The following is a 16,895-nucleotide window of genomic DNA, read 5'->3' as shown; positions in this document are numbered from 1 at the left end:
TCATTGCAATTATGATTAGCCGAACCGCTAAGTTAAGAGCTTGTGCATGCAAAACGAAAAAAAATCAAATCCTGAGTTCATCCCGCAATTTCAGAAAGCTTTTTACCACCCGCGCTACTGGGGCGTCTGGTTAGGTACAGGGCTGATGGCCGGTATTTCACTGGTGCCTGCGCGCCTGCGCGATCCGGTGCTTGGTGCGGTTGGCAAACTGGCAGGCAAAGTCGCTAAAGGTGCCCGGCGTCGTGCCCGTATCAATTTGTTGTACTGTTTACCAGAGGTGTCGGAAAGCGATCGTGAGCACATCATTGATGAGATGTTCGCCACGGCCCCCCAATCGATGATCCTGATGGCGGAACTGGCCTGCACTAAACCGGAAAAAGTGCTGAAGCGCGTTCGCTGGCATGGGGAAGAAGTGCTGGATAAAATCCGTGAAGAAGGTCGTAACGTGATTTTCCTGGTACCGCATGGCTGGGCAGTAGATGTACCAGCAATGCTGATGGCGGCTCGTGGCCAGCCGATGGCGGCGATGTTCCACAATCAAAGCAATCCATTAGTCGATTATCTGTGGAATACGGTGCGTCGTAAGTTTGGCGGCAGAATGCATGCACGGAATGACGGTATCAAGCCGTTTATCAGCTCAGTGCGTCAGGGTTACTGGGGGTATTATCTGCCTGACCAAGATCACGGTGCAGAACACAGTGAGTTCGTCGACTTCTTCGCGACCTATAAGGCGACGCTGCCGGCTGTTGGGCGTTTGATGAAGGTTTGTCGTGCAGCCATTGTGCCACTGTTCCCGGTCTATGATGGCAAAACCAGCATGCTGGATATTCATATTCGCCCGCCGATGGATGATTTGGCCACGGCTGATGATCACTATATTGCACGACGAATGAATGAAGAGGTTGAGAATCTGGTGGGGCCGAACCCAGAACAGTACACCTGGATCCTCAAACTATTGAAAACGCGCAAAGAAGGGGAAATTGAACCCTATTCACGTGACGATTTATATCGTTAAGTGAAGTTTTTGCTGACGGCCAAGGGCCAGCCATCTTCAGGTGTCTGGCCCTTTTTGTTGCTGGGTCTAAATATGCACCATGCAGCCTTGAGCAATCAGTGGCTCCAACACGGAAGGCATATGGGCAAAGTTGTTCCAGCGGAGATCCAACCGCCGTAAACGGGTCAATGCCGCCATGCTAGCCGGCAGAGTACTCAGACGGTTGGCCCGCAGATCAAGCGTGGTCAGCGCGGTTAGCAGGCCAAAATCGGCGGGCAACTGCTGTAACTGATTGGCGCGTAGGTTGAGGTCGGTCAGGTGGGTCAGATGGCATAAAGCATCTGGTAGCAGGTTGATGGCATTATTTTCAACATCCAGCACTGCCAGCTCGGACAAGTGAGATATCTCATCTGGCAGCGTCGTCAGGCGATTGTTCATCAGATGTAGTTCCCGCAGTGCAGTTAACTGACTGATAGCCCCAGGCAATGCAGCAATTTGGTTGTTGTACAACCGGAGCTCTTGCAATGCGTCGAGTTGAACGATAGCCGCTGGCAATTGAGTTAGCTGGTTATCTGTCACATTCAGATAGCGCAATTTGCGTAACCGACCCAATTCGATGGGCAGATCGCAAAAGGCATTATCACTCAGATATAAATAGGTCAGATCATGCAACTCACCAATTGCTGCAGGTACGTGAGTGGCTTTGTTGTGGCCGCAATCCAGCATGGCAAGACGTTGCAGTTGGCCAATGCCGTTCGGCAGTTCACCAAGTTGATTACAGGAAATATTCAACACCTGCAAATTTGTGTGTTTGAACATTTGCGCCGGGAGTTCACGAAGCCGGTTGTTATATAAACTGATTTTCAGCAGTGAATTGCCTTGCAGGCAGGCATCATCCAAACTTTCCAGCCCCTGGCTGTCCAGATCCAGAGCGTGTGTGGTGTGGTTTTGCTGTGGGTGTTGATGAAGCATCAATGGCTCTCCGTTTGCCGAGCGGCGACTGGAGGGGAGTTTAACAGGGGAAAGGGCAGTGCGGGGAAAAATGCCGGCCGAGTTAACGGCCGGCATCAGTAGTGATTATTCGACGCGCAAAATACGGCTGGTATTGGTCGTACCAACGGTTTCCATTACGTCGCCCTGGGTAACGATCACTAAATCGCCAGAGACCAGGAAGCCTTTATCACGCAGGCGATTAACCGCGTCGTTGGCAGCGATGACGCCGTCTTCGTGGCTATCGAAGTACACCGGTGTAACACCGCGGTACAGTGCAGTCAGGTTCAGTGTGTGCTCATGACGTGACATGGCGAAGATAGGCAGGCCGGAACTGATGCGTGACATCATCAGAGCAGTGCGCCCGGACTCGGTCATGGCGATCAGTGCGGTAACCCCTTTCAGATGGTTTGCCGCGTACATTGAAGACATGGCGATAGCCTCTTCAATGTTGTCAAATTGCACGTCCAGGCGGTGTTTGGAGACATTGATGCTAGGGATCTTCTCCGCGCCCAGGCAAACACGGGCCATCGCAGCCACGGTTTCCGCCGGGTATTGACCGGCTGCGGTTTCAGCAGACAGCATAACGGCGTCGGTACCATCCAGCACGGCGTTCGCCACGTCCATGACTTCGGCGCGGGTAGGCATCGGGTTGGTGATCATCGATTCCATCATCTGGGTAGCGGTAATCACGGCGCGGTTCAGTGTACGGGCACGGCGGATCAGTTTTTTCTGGATGCCGACCAGCTCAGGATCGCCGATTTCGACGCCCAGATCGCCACGTGCTACCATGACTACGTCAGAAGCCAGGATGATGTCATCCATAGCTTCGTCGCTGCACACGGCTTCGGCGCGCTCAACCTTGGATACGATCTTGGCATTGCAGCCGGCATCGCGTGCCAAGCGGCGTGCGTAGTTCAGGTCTTCGCCGGTACGTGGGAAGGAAACAGCCAGGTAGTCAACGCCGATTTTTGCTGCAGTGACGATATCGGCTTTGTCTTTCTCGGTCAGGGCTTCAGCGGACAGGCCACCACCGAGTTTGTTGATACCTTTGTTGTTGGACAGTGGGCCGCCAACGGTCACTTCGGTGAAGACTTTCATGCCCTGAACTTCGAGCACTTTCAACTGTACGCGGCCATCGTCCAGCAGCAGCACATCGCCCGGCACAACATCGGCAGGCAGGCCTTTATAGTCGATACCGACTTTTTCTTTATCGCCTTCGCCTTTGGACATGTTGGCATCGAGCAGGAATTTGTCACCGATGTTAAGGAATATTTTGCCTTCCTTAAAGGTGGAAACACGAATCTTCGGCCCTTGCAGGTCACCCAGAATAGCGACGTGACGTCCCAACTTGGCAGCAATTTCGCGCACTTTGTCAGCGCGAGCTTGGTGATCTTCAGCACTGCCATGGGAAAAGTTTAGCCGAACTACGTTAGCGCCAGCGGCAATGATCTTTTCCAGATTATTGTCGCGGTCAGTAGCCGGACCCAGTGTGGTAACAATTTTGGTTCTTCTGAGCCGTCTGGACATGTATTACTCCGTTGACTGGTGAAGCAAATTATTGGTGTTGCGATAACGTCGGATAACGAAACCAGGAGTGAAATGTAATTTTACTACACTGATGTTTCACTCGGGTTACCCGCATGAGCGTTTTAACAGGGTACTGCCTCTAATGCTGCCGTTCAGATTATCCTGACCGACAGTTTTTTTCACATCGGTTACGAGTCGAAATTATTGGGAATAACTACACCCTTATCAAAGCGCGATTCTTTCAACGCTTCCTTGACCCGCTTCAAGTTATCTCTGAATTTGGCCCCTCTACGCAAGGTAAATCCGGTAGCGAGAACGTCGATGAGCGTTAATTGCGCAATTCGAGACACCATGGGCATATAAACGTCAGTGTCTTCGGGGACATCGAGCAATAACGCCAACGTTGCTTCGTGTGCCAAAGGGGTGTCGCGTGAGGTAATGGCGATCACCGTAGCGTCGTTTTCTCGCGCAAGCTGCGCCATTTCCACCAGATTTTTGGTGCGGCCGGTGTGGGAGATTAATACCACCACATCACCTTCGCTGGAGTTCATGCACCCCATACGTTGCATGACGATATCATCGAAGTAGACTACCGGGATATTGAAGCGGAAAAACTTATTCATGGCGTCATGGGCGACGGCTGCCGAGGCACCTAAACCGAAGAAAGAGATCTTTTTTGCCTGGGTAAGCAGATCAACAGCACGATTGATTGCTGCAATATCTAAATTTGCCTTTACTGTATCCAGACTCGCCATGACGGATTCGAAAATTTTACCGGTATAGGAAGCGACGCTGTCATCTTCCTCCACGTTACGGTTTACGTAAGGTGTGCCATTGGCCAGACTTTGTGCCAAATGCAGCTTAAAATCAGGGAAGCCCTTGGTATCAAGACGGCGGCAAAAACGGTTGACGGTAGGCTCGCTGACGTCCGCCATCCTGGCCAGCGTCGCGATGCTGGAGTGAATGGCGGTCTGCGGAGAGGCCAGGATCACCTCTGCAACTTTCCGTTCAGATTTGCTCAGTAGCTCCAGATGGCTCTGGATTTTTTCCAGCGTATTCATATAACGAGAGTCACTCATAGGGTATGTCGATTTCAATCAAAGGAGAAATCAATGCCGGTTTAGTGAAAATATACTACGTGCTGGAGACCGTTGGCAGTGTAGACAGAGGGTATGCAGTCTTTTTTCATCAGAACATGACCTGTGTCTAACTTTCATAATGGTAAAAGAGTGTCAAAAAAGACAGAAAATTACAGTTTTTCGTTCGGTCAGCGGCATTTACGCCAGATAACGCTTAACACTGCAATTTCCAGGGCTTTTTTTCTACTTTTGATCCGGGTTTACTGGCCGTAGTTAAAGAGAGTACATTAGTAATGTAAGAAAATTACAAATATCCTGCAACGAGGAGATGAACATGGCGGTAACCTCTACAGCCCAGGCGTGTGACCTGGTTATTTTCGGCGCGAAAGGCGATTTGGCGCGTCGTAAGCTGTTGCCTTCCCTGTACCAGTTAGAGAAAGCCGGTCATATCCACCCGGATACCCGTATTATCGGCGTCGGCCGTGCCGAGTGGGATAAAGAAGCCTATATCAAAGTGGTCAAGGAAGCGCTTGGCACCTTTATGAAAGAAAAATTGGATGACGAACTCTGGGCCACGCTGAGCGCGCGTCTGGATTTCTGCAACCTGGATGTGAACGACAGCAAGAACTTTGCCAAACTGGGCAAAATGCTGGACCAGAAGCATCGCACCACCATTAACTACTTTGCGATGCCGCCAAGCACTTTCGGCGCGATCTGCAAAGGCTTGGGCGAAGCCAAGCTGAACCACGAGCCAGCACGTGTCGTCATGGAAAAGCCACTTGGTACCGATCTCGCGTCTTCACGCGTGATCAACGATCAGGTCGCGGAATATTTCAATGAGTCTCAGGTTTACCGAATTGACCACTACCTCGGTAAAGAGACCGTGCTGAACCTGTTGGCATTGCGTTTTGCAAACTCACTGTTCGCGTCCAACTGGGACAACCGTACTATCGACTCCGTGCAGATCACCGTGGCGGAAGAAGTGGGCATTGAAGGGCGTTGGGGTTACTTTGACCAAGCCGGCCAAATGCGTGACATGATCCAGAACCACCTGCTGCAAATTCTGACCATGATCGCGATGTCACCCCCTGCGGATCTGACCACCGACCGTATTCGTGACGAGAAGGTGAAAGTGCTGCGTTCACTGCGTCGTATTGATCAGACCAATGTCCGTGAAACCACCGTGCGTGGTCAGTACACAGCCGGTTTCGTACAGGGTAAAAAAGTGCCGGGCTATCTGGAAGAGGAAGGGGCGAACAAAAGCAGTAATACGGAAACGTTCGTCTCCATTCGTGTGGATATTGATAACTGGCAATGGGCGGGTGTGCCGTTCTACCTGCGTACAGGTAAACGTCTGCCGACCAAATGTTCCGAAGTGGTTGTCTACTTCAAGAACCCGCCATTGAATCTGTTCAGCGATTCTTACCAGCAGTTGCCGCAGAACAAACTGACCATTCGTTTACAGCCGGATGAAGGTATCGAGATTCAGGTATTGAACAAGGTGCCTGGTCTGGATCACAAGCACCGTCTTCAAACCACCAAGCTGGATCTGAGCTTCTCCGAAACCTTCAACCAGGAGCACGTTGCGGATGCTTACGAGCGCCTGCTGCTGGAAACTATGCGCGGTATTCAAGCGCTCTTTGTGCGTCGCGACGAAGTGGAAGAGGCATGGAAGTGGGTCGACTCCATCATGGACGCGTGGAAAGCCGATAACGAAGCGCCGAAACCGTATCAATCCGGTACCTGGGGGCCGGTAGCGTCAGTCGCGATGATCACTCGCGACGGCCGTTCCTGGAACGAGTTCGAGTAATAACTCTGCCGGCAGTTTATCTGCCGGCATTTTTTTGCCCGCAATACCGGGCGCAACATCACTTGGGGTACGGCCGGACGCCTGCGTTGATTCGCGGGGCCCTGTGGCAGGGGCGTGCCATTGATAACCCGTAAGTAATGGAGAAGTAACAATGAAAAACTGGAAAACCAGCGCAGAACAGATCCTGACCGCAGGCCCGGTAGTTCCGGTGATTGTGATCAATAAACTGGAACATGCAGTGCCTTTGGCCAAGGCGTTGGTAGCTGGTGGCGTGCGCGTACTGGAGGTCACATTAAGGACTGCCTGCGCCATGGACGCGATTCGTGCTATCGCGTCGGAGGTGCCGGAAGCGATTATTGGAGCCGGTACGGTGATTAACCCACAGCAATTACAGGCAGTGACCGAAGCGGGGGCGCAATTCGCCATCAGCCCAGGCTTGACAGAGGCACTGCTGAAGGCAGCAACCGCAGGTTCCATTCCGTTAATTCCAGGCATTAGCACCGTTTCAGAGCTGATGCTGGGTATGGATCATGGCTTGCGCGAGTTCAAGTTCTTCCCGGCGGAAGCTAATGGTGGCGTGAAGGCGTTACAGGCGATCGGCGGACCATTCCCACAGGTGCGTTTCTGCCCGACTGGCGGTATAACCCCGAATAACTACCGTGATTATCTGGCGCTGAAAAGTGTACTTTGTATCGGCGGCTCTTGGTTAGTACCAGCCGATGCGTTAGAAAATGGTGACTACGCACGCATCACCGAACTGGCGCGTACCGCTGTCAGTGGTGCTACAGCGTAACCCGCGCCGAGCCTGGGTTTGACGATTATTTGGCCGACTCGTTCCAATCGAAGGTTCAACATGATGTTGAACCTTTTTTTATTTTTAAATTACTTAACTTTATTATTTTTAAACTTTTTTTATATGGTTTTTGCAAAAACAGGGGTTTGCTTTATAATTTTTGCTGTGGTACAACTATCACAGTTGAAAATTTTACTTGATGAGGATATTGGGCAAATCGCACTCCGTGTAACAAGATAATGTGCGGCTGAGAATAGAGAATACTTATGATGACAACTAATGGAATTACCCTCAGAACCTCTACTTGCCAGCTTTTCCTATCTGCCATCCTTGCCAGTGAGCATCACTGGTGCAGCGAGTTATAGCGTCTTTCTCCCTTAACCGGTGCTGGTGACAGGCTCAGTCCTTCGTCATTCCGCTTAACCGGGCAAACCTTCTTAATACGTTTGGGTCAGTTTATCCCCAGGGATCTCTGCGTCGTCAGCGCCTTGTTGCGCCTGTCAGACGAGATAAATCGGGATAAATACGCCTTAGCGTGCGTTATTCGCCGTTTGGGAGAGAAATTATGATTTATTGGATCTTTTTAGGTTTGGCCATCGTGGCCGAAATTATCGGTACCTTGTCAATGAAATACGCCAGCATCAGCGGCGGCATGACCGGTCATATAGTGATGTATGTCATGATCACCGCATCGTATGTGATGCTGTCATTAGCGATAAAGCGTGTTGCCTTGGGTGTCGCTTATGCATTGTGGGAAGGTATCGGTATCCTGTTCATTACGCTGTTTAGCGTGTTGTGGTTTGATGAACCTATCTCGGCACTGAAAGTGTTGGGTTTGGTGACGTTAATTGCCGGTATCCTTTTGGTGAAGTCTGGTACTCGCAAACCACGAAAACAGGTCAGTCCGCGAGGTGACAACCATGCAACAGCTTGAGTTGTACCACATCGGTTTTTTAGGCTTGGCGATCGTGTTGGAAATTGTCGCTAACATCTTCCTGAAGATGTCTGACGGCTTCCGTAAAGTCTGGATGGGTCTCCTGTCTTTGCTGTCAGTACTGGGGGCATTCAGTGCGTTAGCACAGGCGGTAAAGGGAATTGACCTGTCGGTTGCCTACGCCCTGTGGGGCGGTTTTGGTATTGCCGCGACTATTGCTGCCGGTTGGATCTTGTTCGGTCAACGACTGAATGCCAAAGGTTGGATCGGTCTGGTGTTACTGTTGGCGGGGATGGTAATCATCAAGCTGGCTTAATCAACTGACAACAAGTAAAAAACCGCAGGCGCTATCGTCTGCGGTTTTTTGTTTTTACAGTGCGGCAATGATTTTGATTTCAACCTTGTACTTCGGGTTCATCAGCTTGGCTTGCACAGTACAGCGCACGGGGGCACTGCCTGCCACTACCCAGGCATCCCAGGCGGCATTCATCGCAGCAAAGTCGGCACCGTCCGCCAGAAAAATGGTGGCATCCAGCACTCGGCTTTTATCGGAACCCACACGGGCCAGGATCACGTCGATCGCTGCCAGGGCGTTGGCGGTTTGTGCTGTAGCGTCAGCATCCAGATTTTCGGGCACGCTGGTGTAATAGACGGTGTCGTTATGAACTACGGCTTCAGACCAGCGATCGGCAGGATCAATTCGTTCGATATTCATTCAGTTATCTCCATATCATCATCACCTTAAGGGTATCACAGCCATCGACAGAAATGCGCGACGTTAAACCCGCGTTGTTGTCTTCCCAGTGAGTGACTTAAGTCAACGCTTGGGGACAAGCGAGCCTGCTGCTAACGAAGACGTGAAAGCCATCGGGTAAAAGTCGGTGGTAGCCGTGCAGCAGGATTGGCATAATCAATGCTGAATTACATCGGCAGAGAGATAGCGTGACAGACGATTTCGCAACAGACGGCGCCCTGGCGCAGGCAATCAAAGGTTTCAAACCGCGTGAAGCACAGCGGCAGATGGCGGAAGCGGTCACCGAAGCCATTAACTTCAAGCAGGAGCTGGTGGTCGAAGCTGGCACCGGCACCGGTAAAACCTATGCCTACCTGGTACCGGCACTGCGGGCCGATCGTAAAGTGATTATCTCCACCGGTTCAAAAGCGCTGCAGGATCAGCTTTATGCACGCGATTTGCCTACTGTCGCTAAAGCGCTGAAGTACAAAGGCAAGATGGCGTTGCTGAAGGGGCGGTCAAACTATCTGTGTCTGGAACGTCTCGAGCAACAGTCGATGGCGGGCGGAGAGCTGGCTGGACAGGCGCTGATCGATTTGGTCCATCTGCGTAAATGGTCGTCAATGACCAAAGAGGGCGATATCAGTAGTTGTAGTGACGTCGCTGAAGACAGCTTCGTCTGGCCTTTGGTGACCAGCACCAACGATAACTGCCTGGGCAGTGACTGTCCACTGTATAAAGATTGCTTCGTGGTTAAGGCGCGTCGCCGTGCGATGGATGCTGATGTGGTGGTTGTGAACCACCATCTGTTCCTGGCGGATATGGTGGTGAAAGAGGGAGGCTTTGCTGAGTTGATCCCAGAAGCTGACGTGATGATCTTCGATGAAGCGCATCAGATCCCGGATATCGCCAGTCAGTACTTCGGCAAACAGCTCACTAGCCGCCAACTGCTGGATCTGGCCAAAGACATTTCCATTGCTTACCGTACCGAAGTTCGCGATGCCGCACAGCTACAAAAAAGTGCCGACCGGCTCAGCCAAAGTACGCAGGACTTCCGTTTGATGCTGGGTGAACCAGGCTTTCGCGGCAACCTGCGTGAGGTATTGAGCCAGCCAAACGTGCAACGTGCCTTACTGTTGCTCGATGACGCGTTGGAGCTGTGCTACGACGTGGTCAAACTGTCTCTTGGTCGTTCGGCTCTGCTGGACGCTGCCTTCGAGCGTGCCACGCTGTACCGTGCACGCCTCAAACGCTTGAAAGAGGTCAATGAGCCGGGTTTCAGCTACTGGTATGAGTGCAATTCACGCCATTTCGTGCTGGCGTTAACGCCGCTGACGGTGGCTGATCGCTTCCGTGAGCTGTTGGATGAAAAACCAGGCAGTTGGATTTTTACCTCGGCAACGTTGTCGGTGAATGAACAAATGGGGCATTTCACCGATCGTTTGGGTCTGAACAAAGCCAAAACGTTGTTGCTGGCCAGTCCGTTCGACTATGCAAAACAAGCCTTATTGTGTGTACCGCGCTTCCTGCCATCCCCGAATCAGCCTGGAGGCGCAAGGCAACTGGCACGCATGCTGCGTCCGTTGATTGAGGCCAATAACGGCCGCTGTTTCTTCCTTTGTACCTCGCACCAGATGATGCGTGAACTGGCGGAAGAGTTCCGCGCGACCATGACGTTGCCGGTTCTGCTGCAGGGGGAGACCAGTAAAGGACAACTGCTGGCGCAGTTTGTGGAGGCTGGTAATGCGCTGCTGGTGGCGACCAGTAGCTTCTGGGAAGGGGTGGACGTGCGTGGCGACGCATTGTCGTGTGTGATCATCGACAAATTGCCGTTTACCTCGCCTGACGATCCCTTGTTGAAAGCTCGGATTGAAGACTGTCGGTTACGTGGTGGCGATCCGTTTAACGACGTGCAACTGCCGGATGCGGTTATCACCCTCAAACAGGGCGTTGGCCGCTTGATCCGCGATACCGACGATCGCGGCGTATTGGTGATCTGTGATAACCGCTTGGTGATGCGACCGTATGGCGAAGTATTCCTCAACAGTTTACCGCCGACGCCACGTACCCGTGATATTGCCCAGGCGATTGCCTTCCTGCAGGCCGAGCGCTAGCGGATAGGCGTGACCACAGGGCTGTGCTACAATGCGCGCCCTGTATGAAAAACCCTGTTTTTTTCCCGCCTGAGGTTGGCATGTCCACGCGAATTTTAGCGATCGATACAGCGACGGAAGCCTGTTCCGTTGCGCTCTGGAATCAAGGCGAAATCCACGCCCTGTTTGAGCTGTGCCCACGTGAGCATACGCAACGCATTTTACCGATGGTGCAGCAAGTGCTGGCGGAATCCGGTGTAACCCTTAATCAGCTTGATGCTTTGGCCTTTGGCCGTGGGCCTGGCAGCTTTACCGGCGTGCGTATTGGCATTGGTATTGCGCAGGGACTGGCATTAGGGGCTGGGTTGCCATTGCTGGGTATTTCTACTTTGCAAACTATGGCAGAAGGGGCTTGGCGCGTCACTGGCGCAAACCGCGTTCTGGCAGCAATAGATGCACGCATGGGTGAGGTTTATTGGGGGCAGTTTGAACGTCAACAAGACGGTAGCTGGCTGGAAAGCGAAGGTGAAGCTGTGCTTTCTCCACCGCAGGCGCTGGAACGAGCGCAAGGTCTGCAAGGTGAATGGGCACATGTTGGCACTGGCTGGCAAACCTATCCTGACCTGGTTACGGGTTCTTCCTTAACCCTGCGGGATGGGCAAATACTGCTACCGCAGGCGGAAGATATGCTGCCGTTAGCACTGCAAGCTTGGCAAAAAGGGCTGGCAGTACAGGTAGAAAATGCCGAGCCGACTTACCTGCGCAATGAAGTCACCTGGAAAAAACTGCCTGGTCGCGAATAACCGAAGCCTATTGTGCATTGGTTGATGCCAGGAAATGAATGTCCTGCAACTTGCTTTGTGTATTGATGTCAAAGTTATAGCTATTTCAGGAGATTGCGACGATGTTAACTCACACTGTAAGTAAAAAAATGTCGCTGCTGGCCATTGCCTGCGGTGCGCTCGCTTTGTCGGGTTGTGTCACTGTGCCTGATGCGATCAAAGGCAGCACGGAAACGCCGGTGCAGCAGTTATCTTCGGTACAGAATGCGCCGAATCTGTTTGTGGGTGCTGAAGCTCGTTTTGGCGGTACCGTGGTGAATGTTGCGAACGAACAGGGACGGACCGTATTAGAAATCGCTACGGTGCCGCTAGATTCAGGCGCACGACCGATTTTGGGCGAACCGTCGCAGGGGCGGCTGCTGGCATCGGTTAACGGTTTCCTGGAGCCGGTTGACTTCAGAGGCCAGTTGGTTACCGTTGTCGGCCCGATCACGGGTGTAAGAGACGGTAAGATTGGTATGACGCCGTACAAATTTGTCACCATGAATGCCACCGGTTACAAACGTTGGCATCTCACCCAACAGGTCATGATGCCACCGGCGCCGATGGGGCCGTGGGGTTGGCGTAGCGGAACCTGGGGCCCCGGTTGGGGCGTGGGTTACGGCTGGTATAATCCTGGCCCGGCGCAGGTACAAACTATCGTTACCGAATAGTGTTCGCTTGATGTTAACAGTTTTTAGAGGGCGGCTCCGGCCGCCTTTTTCTTTTGGCGCAGGGAATTACCGCCAATTAGTGACGTACATCGCAACCTGAATAATGTTTAAAACTCAAACTGGTCTGCTGAGTTAAAATATTGTTATGGTTTAGCTGCGAGTTAGGGGCTGCGATGATGATAATGAGTAATGATTTCAGGAGTAATACCTTGGATAAGGTCTGGTTAAAACGTTACCCGGCAGATGTTCCGGCAGAGATCGATGCCGATCGTTATTCATCTTTGGTCGAAATGTTTGAGAATGCGGTTAAGCGTTATGCGGATCAACCGGCTTTCATCAACATGGGCGAAGTGATGACCTATCGTAAGCTGGAAGAGCGCAGTCGAGCCTTCGCAGCGTACTTGCAAAACGAGCTGGGCCTGCAGAAAGGCGATCGTGTCGCTTTGATGATGCCTAATCTTTTGCAGTATCCGATCGCGCTGTTTGGTATTTTGCGTGCCGGTATGGTGGTGGTAAACGTTAACCCGCTGTATACGCCGCGCGAGCTGGAGCACCAGCTGAATGACAGCGGGGCCAGTGCCATCGTCATCGTTTCCAACTTTGCTCATACGCTGGAAAAAGTGGTGTTCAACACCCAAGTAAAACATGTGATCCTGACGCGCATGGGCGACCAGCTCTCTACGGCGAAAGGCACCTTGGTTAACTTCGTGGTGAAATACATTAAGCGACTGGTCCCCAAATATCATCTGCCTGCTGCGATTTCTTTCCGCAGCGCACTGCAACGCGGGCGCCGCCAGCAGTATGTTAAGCCTGATATCATCAACTCTGATTTGGCGTTTTTGCAGTATACCGGTGGTACGACCGGCGTGGCGAAAGGCGCGATGTTGACACACCGTAATATGCAGGCGAACGTAGCACAGGCTAAAGCCGCCTACGAGCCACTGTTCCGTGACGGTCAGGAGCTGATTGTCACCGCATTACCGCTTTACCACATCTTTGCATTAACCGTGAATTGCCTGCTGTTTATCGAGCTAGGCGGCCGCAATCTTCTGATCACTAACCCGCGCGATATTCCAGGGTTAGTGAAGGAGCTGGGGCGCTATCCGTTTACCGCGCTAAGCGGGGTCAATACCTTGTTCAATGCGCTGCTCAATAATAGCGATTTCCATCAATTGGATTTCTCGACGCTGCGTTTTTCAGTAGGCGGAGGCATGTCGGTGCAAAAAGCCGTGGCGGACAGATGGGAAGAAACTACTGGTAAGCACTTGCTGGAAGGCTATGGTCTGACAGAATGCGCACCGTTGGTCACCTGTAACCCACATGACTTAAAACACTATAGCGGCAGCATCGGCTTGCCGGTGCCTTCTACTGATATTCGGTTGGTGGATGATAATGGCAATGATGTTGCGGTAGGTGAGCCGGGTGAACTGTGGGTCAAAGGGCCGCAAGTTATGTTAGGCTACTGGCAACGGCCGGATGCGACGGATGAAGTATTAAAAGATGGCTGGCTCGCGACCGGTGATATCGTTACAGTGGATGACATGGGCTTTGTGCGCGTCGTCGATCGTAAGAAAGACATGATTCTGGTGTCTGGGTTTAACGTTTACCCGAACGAGATCGAAGAAGTGGTCAGTCAGCATCCAAAAGTGTTGGAATGCGCGGCGATTGGCGTGCCGAATGACGTATCCGGTGAAACGGTTAAGATCTGCGTGGTGAAGAAAGACGCATCTCTGACCAAAGAAGAGCTGTTGACCCATTGCCGTCGGCAGCTTACCGGGTATAAAGTGCCTAAAATTGTTGAGTTCCGCGACGAGTTGCCGAAGTCTAACGTCGGTAAAATTTTGCGGCGAGAACTGCGTGATGAGCAGAAAAAACCTGTGGCGGCCAATGCCGCCTAGGTCATCATCCACGCCTTACAGATCAACAACGCCGGTGAATGCCGGCGTTGTTGTGTTTGAATCATGAAAGCGACCAAGAGAATGACGTTTTGAACTATCAGTTGATCACTACCGATGCCGGATTGCAGCAGGTCTGCGAGCAGGCGAAAAAGCATGCCCAGATTGCGCTGGACACCGAATTTGTCAGAACGCGCACCTACTATCCTCAGTTAGGTCTGATTCAGTTATACGACGGTGAACAACTTTCCCTGATTGACCCTTTGCCAATCAAGCAATGGCAGCCGTTTATCGAGTTGCTCAGTGACACCCAGATAGTGAAGTTCCTGCATGCCGGCAGTGAGGATTTAGAAGTGTTCCTCAATGCGTTCAAAACGCTGCCGACGCCGATGGTGGATACCCAGATCCTGGCAGCCTTTACTGGTCGACCATTATCGTGCGGTTTTGCGACGTTAGTGTCGGAATATATGCAGGTGGATCTGGATAAAAGCGAAGCCCGTACCGACTGGCTCGCTCGCCCACTGACAGAAAAACAATGTGTCTACGCTGCGGCTGATGTGTTCTATCTGTTGCCAATGGCTAAACAGCTCGTGCAGGAGACGGAGGAGGCTGGTTGGACGGCAGCTGCAAGCAATGAATGCCTGTTGTTGTGTCAACGCCGTAGCGAGACGTTGGCGCCGGAATTGGCCTACCGTGAAATCACCAATGCCTGGCAATTACGTCCGCGTCAGTTGGGGTGTTTGCAGAAACTGGCGGAATGGCGCCTGCGTCAGGCCCGTGAACGCGATCTGGCAGTGAATTTCGTGGTACGTGAAGAGAATCTCTGGCAAGTGGCGCGTCATATGCCCACTTCTTTAGGGGAACTGGACTCACTGGGCTTAAGCGGCCCGGAAATTCGCTATCACGGTAAAACATTATTGGCATTGGTTGCTGAAGCCGCCGAGCTGGATGAATCCGTCCTGCCTGAACCATTGTCGAACCTGGTCGATCAACCTGGTTATAAGAAGGTGTTCAAGGAAATCAAAGCGGCGATCGTCATTGTTAGTGAGCAAAGTGGGCTGAGCAGCGAATTGCTGGCATCACGTCGGCAGATTAATCAGTTGCTGAATTGGCATTGGAAATTGAAAGGTGGCGACAACTTGCCAGAATTAGTCAGCGGTTGGCGAGGTGATTTATTATCGACGCCGCTTCAGGACATTCTGAAGGATTATTAATCGGATTTAAAAAGTCAGGGCAGGGTAAGGAAACACTGCTCTGATTATTTATTAGGAATAATTGAAGTACTGACTCTTACTACCAGCATTTACTCTAAACAACAGTGACGCAAGATTAATTGAGATTAATCCCAAAGGGTAAAAATGATAATTGGGTCTTTTTTATCTCAATAACTGGGTATGCATACAGTTACCCCCTGCAAGAAAATATACAGGGGGTAATTAATGCGTCACACTCATTTAGTTACTTCTTCCGATTCCGGTAATGTCACGTTGAGTTCAAGTACCGAAATATCATCCCCTTTCTGCTCAAACTGCACGTGCAGCATCTCAGGGTCGATTTGGATGTATTTGCAAATTACCGCCAGAATATCGCGTTTTAAATCAGGTAGATACGGGGGCTCACTGTCCCCGCGACGACGTTCTGCGACGATAATCTGCAGCCGTTCCTTGGCTATATTGGCTGTCTGCTTTTTGCGGGACAGAAAGAAGTCTAGTAATGCCATGGTTTATCCCCCAAAAAGGCGTTTCAGGAAACCCTTCTTCTCTTCTTCAATGAAGCGGAAGGGGCGTTCTTCCCCTAACAAGCGGCTAACGGTATCGTCATAGGCTTTACCGGCATCTGATTCAGCATCAAGAATTACCGGTTCACCCTGGTTAGATGCCCGCAGTACGGACTGATCTTCCGGGATAACGCCGACCAGTGGAATGCGCAGGATTTCCAGCACGTCTTCCATGCTCAGCATGTCGCCACGGCTAACGCGGCCTGGGTTATAACGGGTCAACAGCAAGTGTTCTTTAATGGCTGACTCGCCACGTTCTGCACGACGGGATTTGGAAGACAGAATACCGAGGATACGGTCAGAGTCACGTACCGAGGAGACTTCCGGGTTGGTTGTAATGATGGCTTCGTCAGCAAAGTACAAGGCCATCAGTGCACCAGTTTCGATCCCTGCTGGAGAGTCACAGACCACAAAATCAAAATCCATCTCGCCCAAATCGTTGAGGATCTTCTCAACGCCATCGCGGGTCAGCGCGTCTTTATCACGTGTTTGCGATGCTGGCAGGATAAAGAGGTTTTCCGTGCGTTTGTCTTTGATTAACGCTTGATTCAGTGTGGCATCACCCTGAATGACGTTAACGAAATCGTAAACAACCCGGCGTTCACAGCCCATGATCAGGTCAAGATTCCGCAAACCGATATCGAAATCGATTACCACGGTTTTCTTCCCTTTTTGGGCTAAGCCGGTAGCGATGGCCGCGCTTGAAGTGGTCTTGCCAACGCCCCCTTTACCCGATGTAACAACAATAATGCGTGCCATGAAATGGATTCCT

16 protein-coding genes are annotated in these 16,895 nt (G+C 51.7%); 10 read left to right on the top strand and 6 right to left on the bottom strand.

What is annotated here, in order from left to right; translation table 11 throughout:
• Positions 1-46: 46 nt before the first annotated feature.
• Positions 47-1,015, top strand: a complete 969-nt coding sequence (lpxM, locus tag SGR01S_RS02615) for a lauroyl-Kdo(2)-lipid IV(A) myristoyltransferase (RefSeq protein WP_061806448.1) — start codon at positions 47-49, stop codon at positions 1,013-1,015.
• Positions 1,016-1,081: 66 nt separating this feature from the next.
• Here the strand turns inward: lpxM and SGR01S_RS02610 are convergent, their stop codons facing one another.
• The 3 genes from SGR01S_RS02610 to SGR01S_RS02600 all read right to left on the bottom strand — a co-directional run bounded on the left by SGR01S_RS02610 (position 1,082) and on the right by SGR01S_RS02600 (position 4,575).
• On the bottom strand, positions 1,082-1,966 hold the full coding sequence (locus SGR01S_RS02610) for a leucine-rich repeat domain-containing protein (protein WP_061806447.1): 885 nt from the start codon (positions 1,964-1,966) through the stop codon (positions 1,082-1,084).
• Positions 1,967-2,071: 105 nt separating this feature from the next.
• Positions 2,072-3,514: a pyruvate kinase gene (gene pyk, locus SGR01S_RS02605; protein ID WP_037419789.1), complete on the bottom strand. Its 1,443-nt coding sequence runs from the start codon at positions 3,512-3,514 to the stop codon at positions 2,072-2,074.
• A gap of 188 nt (positions 3,515-3,702) precedes the next feature.
• A complete protein-coding gene (locus SGR01S_RS02600) occupies positions 3,703-4,575 on the bottom strand; it encodes a MurR/RpiR family transcriptional regulator (protein ID WP_037419984.1) in 873 nt (290 codons plus the stop codon).
• A gap of 352 nt (positions 4,576-4,927) precedes the next feature.
• On the opposite strand from SGR01S_RS02600, the gene zwf reads away from it, so the two are divergent.
• From zwf to mdtI, 4 genes are all read left to right on the top strand, one after another.
• The gene (zwf, locus tag SGR01S_RS02595) at positions 4,928-6,403 is read left to right on the top strand and encodes a glucose-6-phosphate dehydrogenase (protein ID WP_037419787.1); all 1,476 of its coding nucleotides are present in this window, start codon (positions 4,928-4,930) and stop codon (positions 6,401-6,403) included.
• Between the two features lie 151 nt (positions 6,404-6,554).
• Positions 6,555-7,196, top strand: a complete 642-nt coding sequence (locus SGR01S_RS02590; protein ID WP_061806446.1) for a bifunctional 4-hydroxy-2-oxoglutarate aldolase/2-dehydro-3-deoxy-phosphogluconate aldolase — start codon at positions 6,555-6,557, stop codon at positions 7,194-7,196.
• A gap of 565 nt (positions 7,197-7,761) precedes the next feature.
• Complete coding sequence (gene mdtJ / locus SGR01S_RS02585) at positions 7,762-8,130, top strand: multidrug/spermidine efflux SMR transporter subunit MdtJ (protein WP_061806445.1); 369 nt, start codon at positions 7,762-7,764, stop codon at positions 8,128-8,130.
• A complete protein-coding gene (gene mdtI / locus SGR01S_RS02580) occupies positions 8,117-8,446 on the top strand; it encodes a multidrug/spermidine efflux SMR transporter subunit MdtI (RefSeq protein ID WP_037419775.1) in 330 nt (109 codons plus the stop codon). Before mdtJ ends, mdtI begins: the two co-directional genes overlap by 14 nt.
• 54 nt (positions 8,447-8,500) lie before the next feature.
• Here the strand turns inward: mdtI and SGR01S_RS02575 are convergent, their stop codons facing one another.
• Entirely contained in the window at positions 8,501-8,845 is a 345-nt protein-coding gene (locus tag SGR01S_RS02575) for a RidA family protein (protein ID WP_037419773.1), read from the bottom strand.
• A 227-nt stretch (positions 8,846-9,072) separates the two neighbouring features.
• Between SGR01S_RS02575 and yoaA the strand changes: the two genes are divergently transcribed.
• The 5 genes from yoaA to rnd all read left to right on the top strand — a co-directional run bounded on the left by yoaA (position 9,073) and on the right by rnd (position 15,560).
• A complete protein-coding gene (gene yoaA, locus SGR01S_RS02570; RefSeq protein WP_037419770.1) occupies positions 9,073-10,977 on the top strand; it encodes a DNA repair helicase YoaA in 1,905 nt (634 codons plus the stop codon).
• A gap of 80 nt (positions 10,978-11,057) precedes the next feature.
• Positions 11,058-11,759 (top strand): tRNA (adenosine(37)-N6)-threonylcarbamoyltransferase complex dimerization subunit type 1 TsaB, encoded by a 702-nt coding sequence (tsaB, locus tag SGR01S_RS02565; RefSeq protein WP_061806664.1) that lies wholly within the window; start codon positions 11,058-11,060, stop codon positions 11,757-11,759.
• A 101-nt stretch (positions 11,760-11,860) separates the two neighbouring features.
• On the top strand, positions 11,861-12,451 hold the full coding sequence (locus SGR01S_RS02560; protein ID WP_037419767.1) for a Slp family lipoprotein: 591 nt from the start codon (positions 11,861-11,863) through the stop codon (positions 12,449-12,451).
• A gap of 209 nt (positions 12,452-12,660) precedes the next feature.
• On the top strand, positions 12,661-14,349 hold the full coding sequence (fadD, locus tag SGR01S_RS02555) for a long-chain-fatty-acid--CoA ligase FadD (RefSeq protein WP_061806444.1): 1,689 nt from the start codon (positions 12,661-12,663) through the stop codon (positions 14,347-14,349).
• A gap of 89 nt (positions 14,350-14,438) precedes the next feature.
• Positions 14,439-15,560 carry a ribonuclease D gene (rnd, locus tag SGR01S_RS02550; RefSeq protein ID WP_037419979.1) on the top strand — a complete coding sequence of 374 codons (1,122 nt, stop codon included), beginning with the start codon at positions 14,439-14,441 and terminating at the stop codon, positions 15,558-15,560.
• 236 nt (positions 15,561-15,796) lie between these two features.
• On the opposite strand, the gene minE is transcribed toward rnd, so the two are convergent.
• Together minE and minD are read right to left on the bottom strand one after the other, a co-directional pair.
• Entirely contained in the window at positions 15,797-16,066 is a 270-nt protein-coding gene (gene minE / locus SGR01S_RS02545; protein ID WP_012145482.1) for a cell division topological specificity factor MinE, read from the bottom strand.
• 3 nt (positions 16,067-16,069) lie between these two features.
• A complete protein-coding gene (minD, locus tag SGR01S_RS02540; RefSeq protein ID WP_037419763.1) occupies positions 16,070-16,882 on the bottom strand; it encodes a septum site-determining protein MinD in 813 nt (270 codons plus the stop codon).
• Positions 16,883-16,895 lie beyond the last annotated feature (13 nt).

It is taken from the genome of Serratia grimesii NBRC 13537, from assembly GCF_001590905.1.
GTDB lineage: Bacteria > Pseudomonadota > Gammaproteobacteria > Enterobacterales > Enterobacteriaceae > Serratia > Serratia grimesii.
This window is presented reverse-complemented; position numbering and strand designations above follow the sequence as displayed.